Source organism: Methylobacterium mesophilicum, assembly GCF_036441335.1.
GTDB classification, from domain to species: Bacteria; Pseudomonadota; Alphaproteobacteria; order Rhizobiales; family Beijerinckiaceae; genus Methylobacterium; species Methylobacterium mesophilicum_B.
In genome coordinates this window covers 121,573-142,317 of the sequence record NZ_MLBW01000007.1, presented here as the reverse complement: position 1 = coordinate 142,317, position 20,745 = coordinate 121,573, and the positions used below count along the sequence as shown (strand labels likewise).

Annotated in this window: 24 protein-coding genes and 1 pseudogene; 15 read left to right on the top strand and 10 right to left on the bottom strand. The window is 73.0% G+C overall.

What is annotated here, in order from left to right; genetic code table 11:
- The first annotated feature begins 341 nt into the window (after positions 1 to 341).
- Entirely contained in the window at positions 342 to 1,586 is a 1,245-nt protein-coding gene (locus MMR14E_RS05890; RefSeq protein WP_331313254.1) for a methyl-accepting chemotaxis protein, read from the top strand.
- A 57-nt stretch (positions 1,587 to 1,643) separates the two neighbouring features.
- Here the strand turns inward: MMR14E_RS05890 and MMR14E_RS05885 are convergent, their stop codons facing one another.
- The 3 genes from MMR14E_RS05885 to MMR14E_RS05875 all read right to left on the bottom strand — a co-directional run bounded on the left by MMR14E_RS05885 (position 1,644) and on the right by MMR14E_RS05875 (position 3,299).
- A complete protein-coding gene (locus MMR14E_RS05885; RefSeq protein WP_419539304.1) occupies positions 1,644 to 1,949 on the bottom strand; it encodes a DUF2934 domain-containing protein in 306 nt (101 codons plus the stop codon).
- A 52-nt stretch (positions 1,950 to 2,001) separates the two neighbouring features.
- Positions 2,002 to 2,172, bottom strand: a complete 171-nt coding sequence (locus MMR14E_RS05880; protein ID WP_331313253.1) for a DUF3606 domain-containing protein — start codon at positions 2,170 to 2,172, stop codon at positions 2,002 to 2,004.
- A gap of 122 nt (positions 2,173 to 2,294) precedes the next feature.
- Positions 2,295 to 3,299, bottom strand: coding sequence for a 2-keto-3-deoxygluconate permease (locus MMR14E_RS05875; protein ID WP_331313252.1), 1,005 nt, complete (start codon positions 3,297 to 3,299; stop codon positions 2,295 to 2,297).
- Positions 3,300 to 3,701: 402 nt separating this feature from the next.
- On the opposite strand from MMR14E_RS05875, the gene MMR14E_RS05870 reads away from it, so the two are divergent.
- Positions 3,702 to 4,412, top strand: a complete 711-nt coding sequence (locus tag MMR14E_RS05870) for a four-carbon acid sugar kinase family protein (RefSeq protein WP_331313251.1) — start codon at positions 3,702 to 3,704, stop codon at positions 4,410 to 4,412.
- Positions 4,409 to 5,434: a 4-hydroxythreonine-4-phosphate dehydrogenase PdxA gene (pdxA, locus tag MMR14E_RS05865; RefSeq protein ID WP_331313250.1), complete on the top strand. Its 1,026-nt coding sequence runs from the start codon at positions 4,409 to 4,411 to the stop codon at positions 5,432 to 5,434. The genes MMR14E_RS05870 and pdxA overlap by 4 nt, the downstream gene beginning before the upstream one ends.
- A 156-nt stretch (positions 5,435 to 5,590) precedes the next feature.
- Here pdxA and yidD read toward each other — a convergent pair whose 3' ends face one another.
- Together yidD and MMR14E_RS05855 are read right to left on the bottom strand one after the other, a co-directional pair.
- Entirely contained in the window at positions 5,591 to 5,923 is a 333-nt protein-coding gene (yidD, locus tag MMR14E_RS05860) for a membrane protein insertion efficiency factor YidD (protein ID WP_331313249.1), read from the bottom strand.
- A 4-nt stretch (positions 5,924 to 5,927) separates the two neighbouring features.
- Positions 5,928 to 6,371 carry an iron-sulfur cluster assembly scaffold protein gene (locus tag MMR14E_RS05855; RefSeq protein WP_331313257.1) on the bottom strand — a complete coding sequence of 148 codons (444 nt, stop codon included), beginning with the start codon at positions 6,369 to 6,371 and terminating at the stop codon, positions 5,928 to 5,930.
- 240 nt (positions 6,372 to 6,611) lie between these two features.
- Here MMR14E_RS05855 and folE point away from each other — a divergent pair, with 240 nt between their 5' ends.
- The 4 genes from folE to MMR14E_RS05835 all read left to right on the top strand — a co-directional run bounded on the left by folE (position 6,612) and on the right by MMR14E_RS05835 (position 10,517).
- A complete protein-coding gene (gene folE / locus MMR14E_RS05850) occupies positions 6,612 to 7,430 on the top strand; it encodes a GTP cyclohydrolase I FolE (RefSeq protein WP_331313248.1) in 819 nt (272 codons plus the stop codon).
- Positions 7,431 to 7,450: 20 nt separating this feature from the next.
- A complete protein-coding gene (gene hisI, locus MMR14E_RS05845; protein WP_020091162.1) occupies positions 7,451 to 7,873 on the top strand; it encodes a phosphoribosyl-AMP cyclohydrolase in 423 nt (140 codons plus the stop codon).
- Positions 7,870 to 8,856: a patatin-like phospholipase family protein gene (locus MMR14E_RS05840; RefSeq protein ID WP_331313247.1), complete on the top strand. Its 987-nt coding sequence runs from the start codon at positions 7,870 to 7,872 to the stop codon at positions 8,854 to 8,856. The genes hisI and MMR14E_RS05840 overlap by 4 nt, the downstream gene beginning before the upstream one ends.
- Positions 8,857 to 8,945: 89 nt before the next feature.
- Complete coding sequence (locus tag MMR14E_RS05835) at positions 8,946 to 10,517, top strand: alkaline phosphatase D family protein (protein ID WP_331313246.1); 1,572 nt, start codon at positions 8,946 to 8,948, stop codon at positions 10,515 to 10,517.
- Between the two features lie 226 nt (positions 10,518 to 10,743).
- Here the strand turns inward: MMR14E_RS05835 and MMR14E_RS05830 are convergent, their stop codons facing one another.
- Together MMR14E_RS05830 and MMR14E_RS05825 are read right to left on the bottom strand one after the other, a co-directional pair.
- Positions 10,744 to 11,175 (bottom strand): CBS domain-containing protein, encoded by a 432-nt coding sequence (locus tag MMR14E_RS05830; protein WP_331313245.1) that lies wholly within the window; start codon positions 11,173 to 11,175, stop codon positions 10,744 to 10,746.
- Positions 11,176 to 11,325: 150 nt separating this feature from the next.
- A complete protein-coding gene (locus MMR14E_RS05825) occupies positions 11,326 to 12,147 on the bottom strand; it encodes a rhomboid family intramembrane serine protease (RefSeq protein WP_331291751.1) in 822 nt (273 codons plus the stop codon).
- A 346-nt stretch (positions 12,148 to 12,493) separates the two neighbouring features.
- On the opposite strand from MMR14E_RS05825, the gene MMR14E_RS05820 reads away from it, so the two are divergent.
- Both MMR14E_RS05820 and MMR14E_RS05815 read left to right on the top strand, forming a co-directional pair.
- On the top strand, positions 12,494 to 13,093 hold the full coding sequence (locus tag MMR14E_RS05820; protein WP_331313244.1) for a PAS domain-containing protein: 600 nt from the start codon (positions 12,494 to 12,496) through the stop codon (positions 13,091 to 13,093).
- 230 nt (positions 13,094 to 13,323) lie between these two features.
- The gene (locus MMR14E_RS05815; RefSeq protein ID WP_331313243.1) at positions 13,324 to 13,965 is read left to right on the top strand and encodes a PilZ domain-containing protein; all 642 of its coding nucleotides are present in this window, start codon (positions 13,324 to 13,326) and stop codon (positions 13,963 to 13,965) included.
- A gap of 27 nt (positions 13,966 to 13,992) precedes the next feature.
- On the opposite strand, the gene MMR14E_RS05810 is transcribed toward MMR14E_RS05815, so the two are convergent.
- Positions 13,993 to 14,574 (bottom strand): SCO family protein, encoded by a 582-nt coding sequence (locus tag MMR14E_RS05810; protein ID WP_331313242.1) that lies wholly within the window; start codon positions 14,572 to 14,574, stop codon positions 13,993 to 13,995.
- A 136-nt stretch (positions 14,575 to 14,710) separates the two neighbouring features.
- Complete coding sequence (locus MMR14E_RS05805; RefSeq protein ID WP_331313241.1) at positions 14,711 to 15,214, bottom strand: PRC-barrel domain-containing protein; 504 nt, start codon at positions 15,212 to 15,214, stop codon at positions 14,711 to 14,713.
- A 180-nt stretch (positions 15,215 to 15,394) separates the two neighbouring features.
- Between MMR14E_RS05805 and MMR14E_RS05800 the strand changes: the two genes are divergently transcribed.
- From MMR14E_RS05800 to MMR14E_RS05775, 6 genes and pseudogenes are all read left to right on the top strand, one after another.
- A complete protein-coding gene (locus MMR14E_RS05800) occupies positions 15,395 to 15,865 on the top strand; it encodes a tRNA (cytidine(34)-2'-O)-methyltransferase (RefSeq protein ID WP_331313240.1) in 471 nt (156 codons plus the stop codon).
- Positions 15,866 to 16,057: 192 nt separating this feature from the next.
- Positions 16,058 to 17,686, top strand: coding sequence for a protein adenylyltransferase SelO (locus tag MMR14E_RS05795; protein WP_331313239.1), 1,629 nt, complete (start codon positions 16,058 to 16,060; stop codon positions 17,684 to 17,686).
- A pseudogene (locus tag MMR14E_RS05790) lies at positions 17,620 to 17,811 on the top strand (selenoprotein O); the annotation flags it as partial. The gene MMR14E_RS05795 and the pseudogene MMR14E_RS05790, both read left to right, overlap by 67 nt.
- A 693-nt stretch (positions 17,812 to 18,504) precedes the next feature.
- Positions 18,505 to 19,506, top strand: a complete 1,002-nt coding sequence (locus tag MMR14E_RS05785) for a helix-turn-helix domain-containing protein (protein ID WP_331313238.1) — start codon at positions 18,505 to 18,507, stop codon at positions 19,504 to 19,506.
- Between the two features lie 166 nt (positions 19,507 to 19,672).
- A complete protein-coding gene (locus tag MMR14E_RS05780) occupies positions 19,673 to 19,900 on the top strand; it encodes a hypothetical protein (RefSeq protein WP_012321546.1) in 228 nt (75 codons plus the stop codon).
- Between the two features lie 18 nt (positions 19,901 to 19,918).
- Positions 19,919 to 20,275 carry a hypothetical protein gene (locus MMR14E_RS05775; RefSeq protein WP_331313237.1) on the top strand — a complete coding sequence of 119 codons (357 nt, stop codon included), beginning with the start codon at positions 19,919 to 19,921 and terminating at the stop codon, positions 20,273 to 20,275.
- Here MMR14E_RS05775 and MMR14E_RS05770 read toward each other — a convergent pair.
- Entirely contained in the window at positions 20,211 to 20,669 is a 459-nt protein-coding gene (locus MMR14E_RS05770) for a GNAT family N-acetyltransferase (protein ID WP_331313256.1), read from the bottom strand. The genes MMR14E_RS05775 and MMR14E_RS05770 overlap by 65 nt on opposite strands.
- Positions 20,670 to 20,745 lie beyond the last annotated feature (76 nt).

Genomic DNA, 20,745 nt, shown 5'->3' with positions numbered 1-20,745 from the left:
GTCGGCGCGCAGGCCGAAGCCGCGTCGCCCGAAGCCGCGTCGCCCGAGGCCGCCCCCGCCGAGCCGGCGCCCGAGCCCGTGGCCATCGTGCTGACGCCGCCGTCCGATCCGGATCGGCCGAAGCGCGCCGGCTGGTGGTCCCGCACCAAGGCGGCTCTGACCGGCGAATGAAGCATTGCGCCCCCAGATAGAGCGCTATCTGGGGGCGCAACTTCTCGCAGAAGACCTTTTGCACCGCACCGGTGCCCCGAAACGCTAGTCGAGAGACTAGTCTATCCTTCACCATTGGTTGAAGGTTCTGTGTGACCATGCGCCCCGATTAGAGTGTCGGAGAGGCCCGCATGTTCAGTTTGCGCCGGCAGCGTCAGGTCCCTGACGCGCTAGCAACCCCGGTGATGGCGACCGCACCGGTCGAGACGACCGTTGCTGCGCCGGTCGAGACGGCACCGCCGCCCATCACGGAACCGGCCGTCGATCGGGAATGGCTGGCCCTCCTGGCGCGCCTGTCCGCCTCCGCGTCCGACGCCGGCACCTCGATCGGCTGGATGACCCACGACGCCTCCGGCACCGCCGAGCAGGCCCGACTCATCGCGGCCGCCAGCGAGGAACTCGCCGCGACCACGGGTGAGATCGCCGCCCGCTCCTCGTCGGCGGCCGAGATGGCCGAGACGGCCCGGGCCGGCATCGCCACCTGCGTGGGCGACCTGCACCGGGCCACCGACGGCATGCGCGGGATCGAGGAGGGCACCGAGGAGATCGGGAGCCGGCTCGACAGCTTCTCGACCGCCGCGCTGCGGATCGAGGAGATGGCCGGCACCATCGCGGCGATCTCCGCCCAGACCAACCTGCTGGCCCTCAACGCCACGATCGAGGCCGCCCGGGCCGGCGAGGCCGGGCGCGGCTTCGCTGTGGTCGCCGCCGAGGTGAAGACGCTGTCGGCGCAGACCGCGAAGGCGACGGACGAGATCCGGGCGCGGGTCAGCGGCCTGCGCGAGGAGATGGCCGCGATGCAGGCGGCCGTGTCGCGCAGCCGCAACGCCGTCGAGGCCGGCGCGGCCGCGATGGTGCGGGCCAATGCCCGCGTCGAGGCCGAGAGCGGCGCGGTCGCGAGCGTCGCCGCGCAGATGCGCGAGGCCTCGGAGATCCTCGGCCAGCAGATGCAGGCCACCGGCGACATCGCCCAGAACGTCGGCCGGATCGCGGAAGGGACCGACAAGGCCCGCCGGGAGATCGGTGACGCCCTCGCGCAGCTCGGACGGATCGAGGATCTCGGCCGCACGCTGCTCGACCGGCAGACCGGAACCACTGCGGACCAGCGGGTGATCCGCCTGTCGGCGGACTGCGCCGCGTGGCGCCGCGCCATCGCGGCGACCCTGGTCGGCATGCGCTCGACCGACACGCCGCCGGAGGGGATCCCCGCCGACGCGACCCGGCCGGCGGCCATCGAGAAGCCCCTGGCGCAGGCCCGGGAGCAGGCAGCAGCCCTGGTCCGCCACGTGCGCAGCCAGACCTGGGACTCGGCGACCACGGCGTTCGTCGCCTTCGAGGCGGCGGTGAAGGAAGCCCGCGCGGCGATCGAGGCCTGAGGGCCGGCCCCGGATCCGCCGCGACCCGGGGCCGTCTCAGGAGGCGATCGGACGTCCTCAGCCCGGCGGCGGCTCGGCTCTCGGGGCCGCCGGCGCCCCGTCGGCCTTCAGGCGATCCCGCTCCTTGCGCAGTTCCCGCTCGGCCAGCAGCCAGAACTCGATCTCGAAGCCCTCGGGCCGGTGGTTGCGCTCCCAGAGCTCGTAGGCCCGCTCGCGGATCTGCTCGAACGTGATGGCGTCAGGCGACCGTGCCGAAGGCGGCAGTGCCGCTCCGTCGGCCCCGGATGCGGGATCCGACGCGGGTCCCGGGGCGGAGCCGGACGCGGACCCGGGCGCGGATCCGGGCGCCTGTGTCCCCGCCATCGGATGATCCGGAGGCGGATGGAAATCGGGGGGCACTTCCATGGCGCCCGCCTCAGGAGGCCGGCTTGTCGAGATAGGCCGCGACGCTGGTGATCCGGCTCCCGACCATGGTCACGGCCTTGCGCAGACGCTCCTCGCTGACGCCGAAACGCTGCGCCCACTCCTCGCGGGTGGCGCGATCGTAGATGTCGATATGCGTCTTGCCTCTGGATTCGGTCGACATGCTGTGCCCGCTCCGGTTCGCCGTCAGGCGCGGCCCCGCCGCGCTCCCTGGAAGGACAACCGGACTCGGAGGCTTCGGTTGCCGCCGGCCGCGCGTCCCGCGCGGCCGGCCGGCGACGCGCCTCAGGGCGTGCTCGGCGCGGGCCTGGGCAGCGGCGCCGGATCCGCTTCGGCCGCTTCCGGTCGGACCCGCGCCGCCACGAAGGCGGTCACCAGCGGCACGAGCAGCGCCGTGACTACCACGCTCGCCGCCACCAGCACGGTGGCGGGCCCGGCGGCCTCCCTGTAGGCCGGGTTGGCGGCCGCGATGATCGCCGGCACGGCGGCGGCGTTGCCGGCCGTCGAGGCGGCGGCGACTCCCGCCACGCCGTTGCCCCCGGTGAGCCGGTCGGCGACGAACAGGACCGCCCCGGTGATCGCCACGACCGCCGCGCCGAGGCCGATGCCGAGGAGGCCCGCCTGCCAGATCTTGGCGAGGTCGAGCCCGAAGCCGAGGGCGAAGGCGAAGAACGGGATCATCACCGGCGCCGCCCCCGACAGGAAGGCGCGCATGTCGCGGTCGAGGTTGCCGAGGATCATCCCGATCAGCAGCGGCAGGATGCTGCCCACCAGCGTCGGCCACGGGAAGGCCGACAGGCCCGCCAGCCCGAGGGTCACCATGGTGAGGAACGGCCCGGATTCGAGGCTCATGATCGCGTAGGCGCCCGCATCCTTCGGGCGGCCGAACTGGCCCATCAGGGCGAGATAGAGCCCGCCGTTGGTGTCGTTCATGGCGGCGACGATCGCGAGGGTCGACAGCCCCGCGAAGGCGCCCCCGACCACCGGCGCCTCACCGAGGAGCTGGCCGACCACCACGCCCATGATCGCCGCGACACCGACCTTGGCGGCCAGCAGCACGCCGCCCTTGCGGGCGATCGCTGGGGCGGCGCGGAAATCGATGCCCGCGCCCATGCAGACGAAGAACACCGCCAGGATCGGCAGGGCGCCGTTGAACAGGGCGCCGGTGAACGAGCCGAAGAAGGTCGCGGTGTCCGGGAAGAGCGTGTGGAGGATCGCGCCGAGGAACAGCGGCACCACCATCAGGCCGCCGGGCACGCGCTCCAGGGAGCGCTTGATGGGAATCTGCATGGGTCGCCCTTCCGGTGCCGCCCTGTTCCGGGTCCTGGCACCCGCCGTCCCCCCGGCCGGGCTGCTACAACCTTTCGACAAGTCCGCGCAACTCGCGGCCGGAATGGTGCAAATGTTGACAAGTGCCCGGGCGCATCGCCGACTCGGCGCAGCCCGCTCGCTCCGCGGAGGCGTCCCCGGACGGCGTCGGCGCTGTCTCCGTCCCGCTCCGGCCCGCCCGACCCGGCGGCGGTCCGCCGCACGCGTGCCTGAACCGCGCCTGCCTGCCACGCGCTTGACCGTCGCACGCTTGACCGCCGCGCCGGCCGGTCTGTATGGCTCGCGACAACCTGACAACATGCACGCGAGCCGCGCTCGACCGGGCGGCGCGGCCAGCGAGGCTCCCGCCACGATGCGCCCGACATGACACGCCTGCGCCTCATCGCCGACGATCTCACCGGCACCCTCGACACGGCCGCGGGCTTCACCGGCCTGTGCGGAACGATCCCGGTCGCGTGGCCGGAGACCCTGACGGGGCGGGCTGCCGGCTGCCTGGCGATCGATGCCGGCACGCGGGAGGTCTCCACGGAGGCCGCCGGGCGGATCGTCGGCGCCCTCGCCCCCCTGCTCGACGGCGCCGACATCGCCTTCAAGAAGGTCGACAGCCTGCTGCGCGGCCCCTGGGCGGCGGAACTCGCGGCGGTGCTGCAAACCGGCTCCTGGGCGCGCTGCGTCGTGGCGCCGGCCTTCCCGTACCAGGGGCGCCGGACGGAGGGCGGGCGGCAGCTCGCCCGGCGCGGCGACGGTTTCGAGCCGGTCTCGGGCGACATCGCCGAGGCCCTGCGGGCGGTCGGGGTGCCGGNCGCCTTCGCGGGCGTGATCGACCGCATCCCGCGGCCCGGCACGCTGCTGGTCGCCGGCGGCGAGACCCTGAAGGCCCTCTGCCTCGCCCTCGCCGCCGCGCGCCTCGACGTCACCGGGCAGATCGCGCCCGGCCTGCCCCGCTCCACGCTCCGGGGCGGCCGCTGGGACGGCCTGCCGGTCGTGTCCAAGTCCGGCGCCTTCGGAACAGAGGGCGTCTGGCGCGATCTTCTTCACCAGAACGGCTTTCCGCGCAGCAGGAGCGACGCGTGACCCAACCTCTCGCCATCACCATGGGCGATCCGGCCGGCATCGGCCCGGAGATCATCGTCAAGGCCGCCGCCCGGCTGAGGGACCGCATCGAGGCGGGCGATCTCAGGCTCGTGATCATCGGCAGCGCCCCGGCCCTGCACCGGGCGGAAGCCGCGCTCGGCCTCCTGCCCGAGCCGATCCCCGAGGTCGCCGAGGACGGCGACTGGCCGGCGCTGTGCTGCCTGCAGGCCGACGCCGAGGGCGCGCCGATCGAGCCCGGCCGGCTCTCGGCCGACGGCGGCCGCTTCGCCTACAAGGCGATCGAGGCCGGCGTTCGCCTCGCCCTGGCCGGCCGGATCGGCGGCATCGTCACCGCGCCGCTCAACAAGGAGGCGCTCAACAGGGCCGGCTACCACTACGCCGGCCACACCGAGATGCTGGCCGAACTCACCGGCGTGCGCGGCTCGGTGATGATGCTGGCCCACGGCAACATGCGGGTCTCCCACGTCACCACCCACGTCGCCCTGGAGGACGTGCCCAAGCGCCTGACCCCGGAGCGGCTGCGCCTCGTCATCGACCTCACCGACCGGGCCCTGAAGGGGCTCGGCCTGGCGAGGCCGAAGATCGCGGTCGCCGCGCTCAACCCCCATGCCGGCGAGGGCGGCCTGTTCGGGCGCCAGGACATCGACGTCAGCGCGCCGGTGATCGAGAAGGCCAACGCCGACGGGCTCGACGTGCACGGCCCGGTGCCGGGCGACACGGTGTTCGTGAAGCTGCGGGCGGGCCAGTACGACGCGGTGGTGGCGATGTACCACGACCAGGGGCACATCCCGGTAAAGCTGCTCGGCTTCGAGATCGACCCGGCCACGGGGAAGTGGATGGACCTGTCGGGCGTGAACATCACCCTGGGCCTGCCGATCATCCGCACCTCGGTCGATCACGGCACCGCCTTCGACATCGCCGGCACCGGCGTCGCCAACGAGCGCAGCCTCATCGAGGCGATCGAGTTCGCCGAGAAGCTCGCGGCCAGCCGCGCTGCGTGAGACTCGGCGAGTGACGGGGCGGCGATCCGCGCCCCGTCCTGAGGTGCCGCGGCGGTCGCGATCATCGCCGGAGCCAGCCTCCGTGGAACGCGAGCCCCCGTCCCGGGACGGGGGTTCGGCGGGCGTGTTTCACGTGAAACAGAACGGGAACGCGCCCTAGCGGGCGTCGACCTCCTGCGCCACGGCCTCGCAGGCGAACGGTGACGGCGGCGCCTCGACGCCGCGCCAGCGGCCGTAGGCCCAGGGGCGGTACCACGCCGCCCCGGCGGGCAGGCGCTCCGGCACGAGGTCGATGCCGTGGGTGCCGAACGGCCCGCAGCGGCAGATCCGGGCGAAGCCCATCCAGCTGCCGGGCCAGAGCCCGTGCCGGGCGATGGCGGTGTCGGTGTACTCCGAGCAGCTCGGCCAGTGGCGGCACTGGCGCCCGATCAGGCCCGACAGCGTCAGCTGGTAGCCGCGGATCGCCCAGTGGGCGGCGCGCCGGACCATGCCGTCAGGCGGCCTGCCGCTTGGCGGCGATCTGGTCGAGGGCGTCCACCACCGCGTCGAAGGTGAGGAGCGTCGAGGCGTGGCGCGCCTTGAAATCCCGCACCGGCTCGAGCACCGCGAGGTCCGCCCAGGCCCCGTCCGGCGCCGGGCCGTTCTCCTTGAGCATGGACCGCATGGTCTCCCGGAGGCCGCGCAGCTCCTCCGGGGTGGCGCCGACCACGTGCCGGCCCATCAGCGACGAGGAGGCCTGCCCCAGCGCGCAGGCCCGGACCTCCTGGGCGAAATCCGCGACCCGGCCATCCGCGCCCAGGACGAGGTCGACCGTCACGGTCGAGCCGCACAGGCGGGAATGGGCCGTGGCGCTCGCGTCCGGATTCTCGAGCCGGCCGAGCCGGGGGATGTCGGCGGCGAGTTCCAGGATACGGCGGTTGTAGATGTCGTCGAGCATCGGGTCCTCGGCCGGAGGCACACTGCCCATCGGGGCTCTGCCGCGTGCATCGCGCATTGCGCGTTGCGCCGCGAACGATGATATAGGCCCGATGCGGCCGCTTCGCGAGGAGGCGGGCCGTCGACCAGGGTCGCGCCCACGGCCACGGTGGTTCCCACGGCCTTTCGTCCATCCCGGGGCGCCGGCTTGAAACCTTTTCGAGCCCGGGATCTTCCCTCGAACGCCCGACGCGATCCGACGATGTACGCCAAGCCCGACAGCACCCCGATGAAGTCCCGCATCGCGCGGGCCGGAGATGCCATGGATGCCGCGCTCAAATCCTTGTCCTACCAGGGTGACGGCCAGGGTTTCGACCGGAACGGGATCGAGGGGCAAGGGCTGAACGGCATGCGCAACGACAATCGGCCCGCCGATGACGGCCGCCCCGTCGAGGTGGCGCCGGAGCCGGCTTCCGCGACCCGCGTCCCGGACGGGATCGAGACCGGCCGCCCGAGCCGCGCCGAGGCCGAGGCCGCCGTGCGGACCCTCCTGCGCTGGGCCGGCGACGACCCGACCCGCGAGGGCCTGCTCGACACCCCGGCCCGGGTCACCAAGGCCTACGAGCAGCTGTTCGGCGGCTACGGCGTCGATGCCGAGAAGCTGCTGGAGCGCGTGTTCGAGGAGGTCGAGGGCTACTCGGACATCGTGCTGGTGCGCGACATCCCGTTCCACTCCCACTGCGAGCACCACATGGTGCCGTTCATGGGCCTCGCCCACATCGCCTACTACCCGACCCGCGGCGTGGTCGGCCTGTCGAAGCTCGCCCGCGTGGTCGACACCTTCGCCCGCCGCCTGCAGACGCAGGAGACCATGACCGCCCAGATCGCCGACGTGATCGAGAGCATCCTCAAGCCCCGCGGCGTCGCCGTGATGGTCGAGGCCGAGCACCTCTGCATGGCGATGCGCGGCGTCCAGAAGGCCGGCGTCTCGACCATCACCAGCCAGTTCCGCGGCGTCTTCAAGGACAACGCCAACGAGCAGGTCCGCTTCCTGACCCTGGTGCGCGGCGGCGCCAAGTAGCCCCGGGCGACGTCTCGACCATGACCGCGCGCGACACCGCCTTCGCTCCCCCCGGCACCCGCGCCGAGATCGAGGAGGGCACGGCTCTCACGCCCCGGTTCGACCGCGACGGCCTCGTCGCCTGCATCGCGGTCGACGCGCGCGACGGGCAGGTGCTGATGCTCGCCCACATGAACGCCGAGTCGCTGGCGCGCACCCTCGAGACCGGCGAGGCCTGGTACTGGTCGCGCTCGCGCCGGGAGCTCTGGCACAAGGGCGCGACCAGCGGCCAGATCCAGCGCGTCGTCGAGATGCGGGTCGACTGCGACCAGGACGCCCTGCTGATCCGCGTCGAGGTCGGCGGCGACGGCGGCTGCTGCCACACCGGCCGGCGCGACTGCTTCTACCGCAGCGTCGTCCGGGAGGCGGACGGCCGGGTCGTCCTGAAAGCCGCCGGGCGATGAACCGCCCTCTTGCCACGCGGTGGCAAGACGAGTCCGCCGACCCGCATTTCCCGCCCGGGACCGTCGAGCCGGTCCGCCCGCCGCCGAGCCCCGGCCCGCAGGTCGGGCTCGCCCTCGGGGGCGGCTCGGCCCGGGGCTGGGCGCATATCGGGGTGATCCGCGCCCTGGAGGAGGCCGGCATCACGCCGACCGTGGTGGCCGGCTGCTCCATCGGCGCCGTGGTCGGCGCCTGCTACGCGGCCGGGCGCCTCGACCGGCTCGAGGCCTTCGCCCGGGCGCTGACCCGGCGCCGGGTCGTGGGGCTCATCGATCCCCGCCTGCCGGGCTCCGGCCTGATCGCCGGCAACCGCCTGCGCCAGCGCCTCGCCGCGGATCTCGGCGCGCGCCGGATCGAGACGCTGCCGATCCGCTTCGGCTGCGTCGCCACCGAGTACGGGACCGGTCACGAGGTCAGCCTGACCGAGGGCCCGGCGGTGGACGCGGTGCGCGCCTCCTACGCGATCCCCGGCCTGTTCCCGCCGGTGGCCCATGACGGCCGCGTGCTGATGGACGGGACGCTGGTCAACCCGGTGCCGGTGGCGCTCGCCCGGGCGCTCGGGGCCGACCTCGTCATCTGCGTGAACCTCAACGGCGACACCGGAGGCCCGGTCGCGCGCGAGGCGCCGCACCCGCCCCCGCCGCGCCGGGGCTTCCTGCAGGGGGTGCGCGGGCGCCTGCCGGGCTTCGACCGGCCCGAGCCCGAGATCGCCGTGCCGGGCATCGCCCGGGTGGTGCTGGACGCGTTCAACACCACGCAGGACCGGATCTCGCGGGCGCGGCTGGAGCGCGACCCGCCGGACGTGGCCATCGGCCCGGATCTCGCCGCCTTCGGGCTGTTCGATTTCCACCGGGCCGCGGAGGGCATCGCCCTCGGGCACCGCGCCGCCCGCGCCGCCCTGCCCCGGATCCGGGCCGTGCTGGAAGGCGCGGCCGCGCGGGCCTGAGGGGTCCGGGCGCGCGCCGTCCGGAGGGGGCCGTCATCCGGTTGTCGTGGCCGCCTGCGATGGGCGCCGGGCATGCTGGAGGACCTCCAATGTATACGAGTCGCCGTCAGATCCTGCTGTCCGGAGGCGCCGGCCTCGTCGGGCTGGCCACGGGCCTCGGACGGCCCGGCCTGAGCCGCGCCGCCGACCGGCCGCTCCTGACCCACGGCCTCCAGTCGGGCGACGTCGGCACCGACTCGGCGGTGGTCTGGGCCCGGTCCGACCGGCCCGCCCGGGCGATCGTCGAGTGGGCGACCACCGAGAGCTTCGCCGACATCCGCGGCGGCGTCTTCGCCGACGCCCTGCCGGAGACCGACGGCACCGTGAAGGTGGCGCTGACCGGGCTGCCGGCCGGCCAGGACGTGTTCTACCGGGTCCGCCTGGAGGACGTCGCCGCGCCGACCATCGTCGGGCCGGCCCAGGTCGGGCGGTTCCGGACCGCGCCGGCGGACCGGCGCTCGGTCTCGTTCTGCTGGTCGGGCGACACGGCCGGCCAGGGCTGGGGCATCGACGAGGCCCGCGGCGGCATGACGATCTACTCCGCCATCCTGAAGAACCGGCCGGACTTCTTCATCCATTCCGGCGACACGATCTACGCCGACGGGCCGATCCAGTCCGAGGTGAAGCTCCCCGACGGCAGCCTGTGGCGCAACCGGGTGACCGAGGAGGTCGCCAAGCCCGCCGAGACGCTCGCGGAGTTCCGCGGCCGGCACAAGTACAACCTCACCGACCGGAACGTGCTGGCGATGAACGCCGCCGTGCCGATCCTGGCCCAGTGGGACGACCACGAGGTCACCAACAACTGGTGGCCGGGCGAGCCCCTCACCCGGGCCGAGCACCTGAAGAAGAAGTACGCCGACCCGAACGTCCTGGCGCTGCAGCTGCGGGCCGCGAAGGCCTTCCACGAGTACATGCCGATGCGCTTCGAGCCGTCGGAGCCCGGCCGGGTCTACCGCAAGATCGGCTACGGCCCGCTGGTCGACGTGTTCATGCTCGACATGCGCTCCTACCGGGGGCCGAACGGCGAGAACCGGCAGACGGCGTACGGGCCCGAATCCTACTTCCTCGGGCCGCGGCAGATCGCGTGGCTGAAGCGGGCGCTGCTCGAGTCCCGCGCGACCTGGAAGGTGATCGCCGCCGACATGCCGCTCGGCCTCGTGGTGACCTACGACGTGGACCGCAACTTCGGCTCGGAGGCGGTGGCGCAGGGCGACGGGCCGCCGCTCGGTCGCGAGCTGGAGATCGCCGACCTCCTGCGCTTCATCAAGAGCGCCGGGATCCGCAACACGGTCTGGCTCACGGCCGACGTGCACTACACGGCCGCCCACTACTACGACCCCAACAAGGCGCAGTTCCAGGATTTCGACCCGTTCTGGGAGTTCGTCTCCGGGCCGCTCCACGCCGGCACCTTCGGGCCGAACGCGCTGGACAACACGTTCGGGCCGCAGCTGCGCTACGTGAAGGCGCCCGACAAGGGGCAGGTGAACCTGTCGCCGGCCGCCGGCTACCAGTTCTTCGGCCACGTGGCGGTGGACGGCGCCACCGAGCAGATGACGGTGACCCTCAAGGACGCGGCCGACACCGACCTCTGGCACGTCACGCTCGATCCCGTGAAGGCGTGAGGCAGGCGCAGAGAGGAACGCGGGATCCGGGCTCCCCCGACCCTGAAGAGGCGATGATGTTCACAGGTCTCCCGCGGAGACCGACGCTGATGAGGGAGCGCGGTGGGCCCCTCTCCCGCACGGGAGAGGGGCCCCGCGCCCGATCCTGAAACCATCCTGCCAAGGCGGATGTGTGGATCGGCGAGCAGCCCGAAGCGAGGGACGGAAACGCGCCGTTCCGGCGCCCCTACGCCATCGTGATGTAGTCGCGCAGGGCCTGGTGCTCGGCCTCGACGGTGGCGATCTTGCGCGCCACCACGTCGCCGATCGAGACCAGGCCGATCAGCCGGCCGTCCTCGCAGACCGGCACGTGGCGGAAGCGCCCGTCGGTCATCAGGGTCATGACCTCCTCGATCGTGGTGGTCCGGCCGCAGGTCGTGACCGCGGTGGTCATGTGGGCCGAGACCGGCGCGTCGAAGGCCGAGCCCCCGTGCCGGGCGAGCGCCCGCATGATGTCCCGCTCGGAGATGATGCCCGCCACCGTCCCGTCGGCCCGGGCGACCACGAGGGCGCCGATCCGCCTGTCGGCGAGGATCTGGATCACCTCATCGAGGGTCTTGTCGGGGCCCACGGTGACGACGGAGCTGCCCTTCTCGGCGAGGATGCGTGCGACGGTCATGGCTCTCTCCCTATGTGACGCGTCCGGTGCGCCGTCAGCCCGCGGCGCCCTGATGGCGTTCTCGGCCGGGTTGGCCCGACTCCTTCACATTGTGGCGAGTGTGTGACCGATCCGGCCGGATGGCAAGGTGCCGGGCGCCGAAGGTGGGCTTCAGTGCCGCCGCGGCTCCCGGGGATCCACCAGGGGGAACAGGAAGAAGCCCGCGATGAAGCCGCCGAGATGGGCGTCCCAGGCGATGGCGGCGTTCTCGCCGACGAGCGGCACGCTCACGAGGCCGAAGAGCAGGTTGGTCAGGAGCCAGATCACCAGGAACGACACCGCGGTGCGGTTGCGCAGCAGTTCCGGGATCGTCTCGGCGGGCCGGGGCGGCGGTACCTGCCAGGCCGGCGCGCCGTAGCCGGAGACCGGCGGCTGGAACACGAACCGGGCCGCGGCGGCCATCAGGGCCGAGATGCCCGCCGAGGCGCCGACCAGCGGCCCGGCGCTCAGCGGGTCGATCAGGATGTGGAGAAGTCCGCCGGCCGCCGTGCCGGCCAGCGCGAGCGCGCACCAGCGCAGGGCACCGCAGCGGCGCGCCACCGGGGCGCCGAAGGCCGCGAGCCAGACGCTGTTGAAGATCACGTGCATCCACGAGCCGTGCAGCAGCCCGTAGGTGACGAGCGTCCAGGGCTGGAGCGCGTGCTCGCCCACGATGTAGCGAGCGAAGGCTTCGCGGGCCGCCTCCAGGCCCGGATCGCCCGTGTCGGCGGCGGCGCGGATCACCTCGGAGGCCCGGCCGGGATCGAACCAGAGGGTCCAGCGCGCCGGCACCAGCGCGAGGTCGAGGACGAGGCGGATGTCCCAGGTGTCCGGCAGCAGGAACTCGCGGACCGCCTGGATCGCCAGGAGCAGCCCGATCGACGCGGTGACGATGCCCGGCATGTTGAACACGGGCACGCGGCTCTGCCGCGGGAAATCGGGGGAGGCGTCCATCGCCGCACCATGTCGGGGCGCGACGCGATCGGGCAAGCCCCGGCGACGTATTGAAGCTCGCAAAGACCGGTCGGATCGCGGTCCGTTTCACGCACCGCCCCGTCTTCACCCCGGATCCGTCCCGGATGGCCGCGGCGCGCCCGGCGGGGTGCGACGATTGTGTCGCCGGCTCCGACGCGCTACCCCCCGCCCCGCGCGCCGTCGGTGGCCCGGCGACGCGCGGGGCGGGGGGCGGCACGGCCCGTGCGCCCGGACGCGGTGAACGCCCGGATCGGCCGGTCACACCCCCGCGGATGTGCCAGAATGATCCGGGGATGAACCACAGGCGTTGAGAATCGGGACACCGATGAAGCATCCCACCAGTCGCATGCTCCACGCCTACTGGGAGCGCCTGCGCGGAGAACGGGCCGCGCCGGAACGCGCCGAGATCGAGCCGGGCGAGATCCGGCACCTTCTCGCCGACAGCCTGATCCTGGAACTCGACATGCCGAGCCGCTCCGCGAGCATCCGGCTCGCGGGGACCCGGGTCTGCGCCCTGTACGGCCGCGAGCTGAAGGGCGAGCCCTTCGCCCGGCTGTGGGGCTCCCGGGCGACCGATCCGTGGCGGATCGTCGAGATCGTCGCCAGCGACACGCTGGGCGTCGTGGCGGGCCTGCGCGGCACCAACGCGGCCGGCGAGGCGGCGGATCTCGAACTCCTGCTCCTGCCCCTGCGCCACCGCGGCCGGACGCAGGTCCGCGCCCTGGGCACCCTCAGCCTCGACGGCGCGCCGCACTGGCTCGGCCTGCGCCCGCTCGTGCAGGCCGAGACCACCTCCCTGCGCATCCTGCCGAGCCGCCGGAGCGAGCCGGCGCCGCCCGCCCGCACCGCCGTGCGCACGAGCGCGGGCTACCCCGGACCGGTGCGCCACGGTCACCTCCTCGTCCATGCCGGCGGGCGCGCCTGAGGACCGTATTCGTCCAAGATTACGTCCGCTCCGGGACGGACCGTTCGGTCGAATCAGCCGGCGCGGCCCGGGAAATCTTCGGCGCACAAGTCGATCGCGCGCGCCGCCGCGGCGCTCGATAGTCGATGTTTCTACAAGGCCGATAGACCGCGAAGCAGGAAAAAAGGGTTTCGTAACAGTCCGAGCCTAGTCTGCACCGGCCATTCTCCCGGCGCAGGACCAATCTCGGAATGATCGCGGTCGAGGCCACCGCTGGAACTGATCTGCGCGGCCTCGCCGCCGAGCCGGCGCGCGGCGCTGCCGACCAGCGCCGCCACCAGCGCGTGCGAGTCGCGGTGCTGGGCCGCTACATGCTGGCCGACCGCCGGGAATATCCCTGTCAGACCGTGGACATGTCGCCGGGCGGCGTGCGGCTGACCTGCGCGGTCAAGGGCGAGGTCGGCGAGCGCGTGGTGCTCTACCTGGAGCATATCGGCCGGATCGAGGGCGTCGTGGCCCGCACCTGCCCGGACGGGTTCGCGGTCCAGCTCAACGCCACGTCGCGCAAGCGCGACAAGCTCGCCTCCCAGCTCACTTGGCTGGCGAACCGGGAGATGCTGGGCCTGCCGGAGGGGCGCTCGCACGAGCGCCTCGTGCCGACCAACACGGCGGTGGTCCTGCGCGTCGAGGGCGGCCGCGAGATCCGGGCGCGCCTCATCGACATCTCGATGTCGGGCGTGGCGATCTCCTGCCCGGTGCCGCTGCCCCTCGGCGCCGCCGTCACGGTCGGCAGCACGCCGGGCCGGCTGGTCCGCTACTTCGAGGGCGGCTTCGGCGTGCAGTTCCTGCTGCCGCTCTCCCCCGACCGCTTCCATGCCGGGATGACGCTCTGACGCCCGTCCGGCCGGAACGGCCCGCGGTCAGATCTTCTTGGCGAGCTGCGCGGCGACCTCGTCGGCCGGCCGGGTCAGGTCCAGGGCGCCGAGGAAGCGGTTCTGCGCGTCCATGACGTAGACGAGCGCGGTGTGCTCCATCGTGTAGTCGCCGTCCTTGGCCGGTACCTTGCGGGCGTAGGCCCGGTACGCCTTCTCGGTGGCGGTGACCTGCTCGGGGGTGCCGGTGAGGCCGGTGATGCGCGGGTCGAAGCTCGACAGGTAGGTCTTGAGGCTCGCCGGATCGTCCCGCTCGGGATCCACCGTCACGAAGGCGACCCGCATGGCCTTGCCCTTCGGGCCCAGGGCGGCGAGCACGTCGGAGATCTGCTGCAGCGTGGTCGGGCAGACGTCCGGGCAGTGGGTGAAGCCGAAGAACACGAGGTGCGTCGCGCCGGCGAAGTCGCGCTCGGTGACCGTGCGCCCGTCCTGGTTCACCAGCGTGAACGGGCCGCCGACGCTCGGCACGCCCACCGGCGCCCGGTCGGGCAGGAACGCGAACACCGCCGCCCCGGTGAGGCCGATGAGGCCGAGGCAGAAGGCGAGCAGCGGGACGAGGGCGCGGCGCATGGGACGGGTTCCGACCTCCGGGGGAGGCCGGCACAGCACAGATCGGCGCGCGGAGGCAAGCCGGCGCGGTGCCGCCGGCGGCCCGGCGCCGCGCCNGGCGTTCTTGGTCCGGCCCGAGATCGTGTCGGGGCGACCGCTACGGCTTGGAGGCCGGCTCCCCCGCGGGGCTCGCCGGGGCGGCGCCCTTCGGCGGCTCCTTGCCGAGATAGACGTATTCCGGCGCCGCCCGGAGCTGGTCCTTGGTCGTGTCGATCCGCGCCTGGAGGGTCTTGCCGTCGGTGCGGTCGAGCTTGAGCACGGACGGGTCGACCGCCACGTATTTCGAGCCGATGCCCAGGAAGCCGCCGACCCCGATGATCCAGGCCTTCACGGCGCCCTTCTGATCGAGGACGAAATCGGCGATCTGCCCGATGGTCTCGTTGGCGCCGTTGACGACGCTGGAACCGATCAGCTTGCTGGCGACCATGTCGTCGGGCGTCTGGGCCACGAAGGTCGGGCGCAGGTTGTCGGCCATGGTGGCGGGTGCGGCCGGCACCGGGGTCACGGCCGCGCCGCCGTCCGATCTGGCGCCGTCGGTCTGCGCCGAGGCGGTGGCGAGGCCGGCCAGCAGGAGGGCCGAGGCGAGGAGCGGGGAGCGCATCGGAGCAGGTCTTTCAGAGGGGGGCCGCACAGGGGGGTGGCGCCGCCTCAAGGTTCTGGCGGGGCTTAAGTTCCGCGCGGCCTCGGCGGCGATCGGGGCCGGCCGGGCGCTTTGCCGGCTGCGCGTCGGCGCCGGGAGCCTTTGACGGCGGGGCCTTGCGCCCCGCACAAGGCCGGCACCATGCTCCGCCTCGCCCTCTACCAGCCCGACATTCCCCAGAACACCGGCACGATGCTGCGCATGGCCGCGTGCCTCGGGCTGGCGGTGGAGATCGTCGAGCCCGCGGGGTTCGACGTCTCGGACCGCCACCTGCGCCGCTCGGGCCTCGACTACCTCGACCACGTGGCGATCACCCGGCACCGCTCCTTCGCGGCCTTCGCGGCGTGGCGGGCCGAGGCCGGGATCCGGCTCGTCCTCGCCACCACGGCGGGCGCCGTGCCCTACACGGACTTCGCCTTCCACCCGGACGATTGCCTGATGGTCGGGCGCGAATCCGCCGGCGTGCCGGAGGCGGTGCACGCGGTGGCCGACGCGCGGATCGTGGTGCCGATCCGGCCGGGCCTGCGCTCGCTCAACGTCGCGGTCGCGGCCGCGATGATCGCCGGCGAGGCCCTGCGGCAGGTGTCCGGGACGGCCCGACCACGCATCTAGGACGTGAGGCCTCTCGGGTCGGCCACCGTCTCTGAGAGCGGAGCGAAGCAATCAAGGCGGCGCCGCGCTCGGCCGATGTCCCGCCGCACTGGGTTGTTTCGCCGCGCTCGCAAGGACGGGATCGGCAACGGATCGCGTCCGGCTCGCTTGGTACACCGGGACTCACCCCCACCCCGCGAGACGCGCCGCCGCATGGACGACACCGCCTTCACGCCGTCCCGGCGCCACGCCGATCTCGGACCCGCCTTCTTCGATCCGGTGACGCCGGCGCGGTTCCCGCGGACGATCCTGCGCTACCGCAACCGGGCCTGGGCGGAGCGGGTCGGCCTGGACGGCCTGTCCGAGCCCGCGTGGATCGCCCATTTCGGCCGGTTCGAGCCCCTTCCGGGCAGCTTCGAGAGGCCGCTGGCCCTGCGCTACCACGGCCATCAGTTCCGCTCCTACAATCCGGAGCTCGGCGACGGGCGCGGCTTCCTGTTCGCGCAGCTGCACGACCGCCTGGACGGGCGCCTGCTCGACCTCGGCACCAAGGGCAGCGGCACGACGCCCTGGTCGCGCGGCGCCGACGGGCGGCTGACCCTCAAGGGCGGCGTGCGCGAGGTGCTGGCCACCGCGCTCCTGGAGGCGCAGGGCGTCTACACCTCGAAGAGCTTCAGCCTGATCGAGACCGGCGAAGAGCTCGTGCGCGGCGACGAGCCCTCGCCGGCGCGCGCCTCGGTGCTGGTGCGCCTGTCCCACGGCCATATCCGCATCGGCAGCTTCCAGCGCTTCCTGGCGCTCGGCGAGCCCGACAACATCGCCCGGCTCCTCGACCACACGATCGCGACCCACCGGCCGGAACTCTGGCGCGACGGCGTGGAGGACCGCGCCGTCGCCTTCCTGGAGGACGTGGTCGCCCGGGTCGCCCGGATGGGGGCGCAGTGGGCGGCGGCCGGCTTCGTCCACGGGGTGCTCAACAGCGACAACATCAACGTCACCGGCGAGAGCTTCGACTACGGGCCCTGGCGCTTCCTGCCGCATTTCGACCCGGACTTCACGGCCGCCTACTTCGACGAGAGCGGGCTCTACAGCTTCGGCCGCCAGCCGGAGGCGCTGTTCTGGAACCTCGCCCGGCTCGCCGACTGCCTGCTGGTGCTGGCGCCCCAGGCACGCCTCGAATCCGCCCTCTCGGGCTTCGGCCCGGCCCTGCAGGAGGCGTTCGCCGAGGCCCTGTTCCGCCGGCTCGGCCTCGAAGCCGCGCCGCGACCGGAGACCGACCGGCTGGTCTCGGCTGTCTGGCGGTTCCTGGCCGAGACGCGGGCGCCCTTCGAGCGGTTCTTCTTCGACTGGTACGGCGGCCTCGCCAGCGCCGGGCGGGCGGAGGCCGGGCCGGCCGCCGCGCAGTACCGGTCCGAGGCCTTCGCGCCGGTGCGGGCCGCGCTGGAGCCGCTCGCGCCCGCCCCGGGGGCGCGGCTCGACCACCCCTACTTCGCGGAGGCGCCCTGCACGCTCCTGATCGACGAGGTGGAGGCGTTGTGGGCGCCGATCGCCGCGGCGGATGACTGGTCCCTGTTCGAGTCCAAGCTCGCGGGGATCGCGCGGATGNAGAGGCGGGCCGGCGCGATCGAGGTCATGGAGATGGCCGCGCGCTGGTTCGAGGAGCGCCTGCGGTCGGGCCAGGGCAGCGAGGCCCGCGCCTATCTCGAGCGGCGCGGATTGCGGGACGAGACGCAGCGCGCCTTCCGCCTCGGCTACGCGCCGGGCGAGCGGAGCCGCTCGCGCCCGCCCCGGGGGCGCGGCTCGACCACCCCTACTTCGCGGAGGCGCCCTGCACGCTCCTGATCGACGAGGTGGAGGCGTTGTGGGCGCCGATCGCCGCGGCGGATGACTGGTCCCTGTTCGAGTCCAAGCTCGCGGGGATCGCGCGGATGGCGGAGGCCTGCGGGACGGCGCCCGCCTCGGCCTGAGCGGCCTCCTCGGCGAGCCGCCGGCGCTCCTCGGCGTAGCCGCCCGCGATCGCGAGATCGACCAGCCGCCGGGTCAGCCGGAAGGCCAGCCAGAACAGGGCGAGGCAGAGCAGGGTCGCTGCGGCGGCCTTGAGCGGATCCAAGGGGCTCCTCCGGTGATGCCTCCCGATGCGTGAGGCCTGATAGAGCCGCAGGCGGCCCGGGCGCAATTGGACTTGGTGCCGAGACAGCCATCCGGTCCCCGCTCCAAGACGGGGGATTGCGGCTCTCCCCAACGCGCGCGCGCCCGGAGGACGGGCGACCGGCGTGCCGGGACCGTCCCGGGCCGGCCTCGGATGTCCGCCAGCGCGGCGCTCCGTTCCGCGGATCTCGCGGATCCGGGCTCCGTGGGCTCCACGAACTCGCGAGCCGACCGACTGGTCACGGTGAGACAGCGACATGATCGCTTCCGCACGTCCAGCGCGAGAGCTAACCCGGCATACGAAATGAAATATCTCGAACATCAATTTTAATAATCGATGCGATATAAGTTGTATCGTACCGATATATGCGATCATAATTTGCTTCAGTTTCGCAAATCTGTTTGTATTTCAATCCATTATTCGGCAACATTGACCGCCATCGATTCGTATATTATGGCAAACCACATTACAGGAACTGTTTTTGAACCTTGGCTTCCGCCCCGACACAGGAATGCAGACATTTTTCTCGACCGACGACGTCCATCCCGGGGCCGCGTTCCGGCGTTGGCGGGAGATGGTTTGCGAACGCGTGGCACTCGCAGCGTTGCAGACCGATGACGCCGGCCACTTCCGGGGCAAGCTTGAGGTCACCGACATCGGCGGCGTGCCGATCTCGCGCCTCGCTCACACGAGCCTGCGGACGGAAGCGACAGCCGACATGGTCCGGCGGAACGGTCGGCACAATCGGGTCTGTGCCATTCTGAGGCTTTCCGGGAACGGCAGCTTTCAGCAAGGCGATCAAGAGGCGAGGACCCGGCCCGGCGATCTCGTCGTCCTCGATGCGCGCCCGGCCGTCTGCATGACGGAGGCGAGCAGTTCGCTCGTGGTCGATCTGCCGCGCGAGCGCCTGGAGAACGTTCTCGGCCCGTCCCGGCTGTTCAGTGGCCTCACAATCGGCGCGGATCTCGCTTCCACGACCCTGGCGAGCAGCTATCTCCGAGACCTTGTCCGGGTGGGTGACCGGCTCACCCCCGACGCGGCCGCGCGCATGGCCTCCATCGGGATCGACCTGATCGTGGCGAGCCTCGCGGAGCGGCTCGCGCAGGATGTGCCGCGCTCCACCCACGGCGCCGTCGCGGTCCAGCGCGCCAAGGCCTACATCGAGGCTCACTTGGGTGACGCGATGCTCGACCCGCCCCGGCTCGCCGCCGCGGTCGGCGTGTCGCTGCGGCGGTTGCAGGAGCTGTTCCACGAGCGCGGCCGGCACATCTCCGACTACATCTGGGAGCGCCGCCTGGAGGTCGCGGCCCGGCGTCTGGCCGACCCGAGCTGCGCCCACCTGTCGATCGGCACGCTGGCCTACGAAAGCGGATTCGCCAGCCAGGCCCACTTCGCCCGCCGCTTCAAGGAGCGCCATGGCCTGACGCCGACGGAGTTCCGTCTGGCATCCCGGCAGACCACGCCCGACGCGCGGCCCAGGGGGCGGCCGGTGCGCATTCCGGGGCCGGGTTGACCGGAAGGGCTCCGGCGCGTCCCCGGGTCGCCTTCCGAAGCGTCCGCGGACCGTGCTGATCGAGGGCGGCCGGCGACCGCGGCGCCGGAAGTCGGATCGTGCTATGGCGCCCGCGCCCGGACCACGCGGTCCGGCACCCGGATGCCCCTCGATCAGGCGGATGCCCTTGCGCGAGACCTTCCACATCGAAGTCCTCGGCCCGGAGCCGGACGAGATCCAGACGCGGATCTCCGTGCGTGTCGGCAGCCTGGAGAGCGCGCAGGAGCGGGCCCTGCGGCTGTTCGCCCGCGCGCGGGTGCCGCAGCGCTCGGGCGAGCCGGCCGAGGCCGTCCGGGTCATCGACGGCGCCGGCCGCGAGGTGTTCTATCGGACGCGCTTCGACGTCGGGGATTGAGGCGTCCGGAGCCCGCCGATGCGCACAGCCCTGATCCTGCCGATCCTCGTCCTCGCCGCCTGCGCGCTGTTCCTGCGCAGCTACACCCTGCCGCCGGCCCCGGATCGCCGGGGCGGCACCGCGCTCCTGCTGACCTGGCCGAACCGCCCGGCCTTCGGCAGCCCGCGGGCCGACTGCCTCGCCGGGCCGCCGGACGAGCCGGTCCTTCCCTGCCTCATCGCCTCCGTCGCCCGGGCGCGCGACGACGGGTACGCGCTGATGCAGCTGCCGTTCTGCGCGACCTGCTACGATCTGTCCGGGCGGATCGCCGTCATGGGCCGCGACGCGGCGGCGACGCGGGCGCGGCTGGAGCAGATCGCCCGCTTCGGATGGTGAGACGCGCCCGGGCGACGCTGTCCCGGGCCCGCTCCAGGGTCCGGGCCACCGGGAAGAGCGGGTCGCGGCCCGCCTCCACCAGCAGATGGGCGATCGGCCGGCGCGCCGTCCAGAAGGTGGTGCCGAGGGCGAAGTCCGGCGGCGCGCAGGAATCGATCCGGTCGACCGGCCAGTCGCCCGCGGCCACGGCCTCGGTCAGCCGGTGCACGAGCTGGACCCCCGGCGCGGTCTCCGGCCGCGTCTCGTCGTTGGCGATCTTCAGCACCCAGGCCTCCCGGCCGGTGACCGGCAGGATCAGCGAGGCCAGGAGCCGGTCGCCCCGGCGCAGGCGCGCGATCCGCACGCCGTCCGCAGCGCCGCGACCGGCGTCGAGTCCCGCGCCGAGATCGGCCAGGACGGCGCGCAGGAACGAGCACCAGCACGAGGCAGGCCGCGCTCTGGCCGCCCGCGAAGGCGAGGGCCGCCCCGGC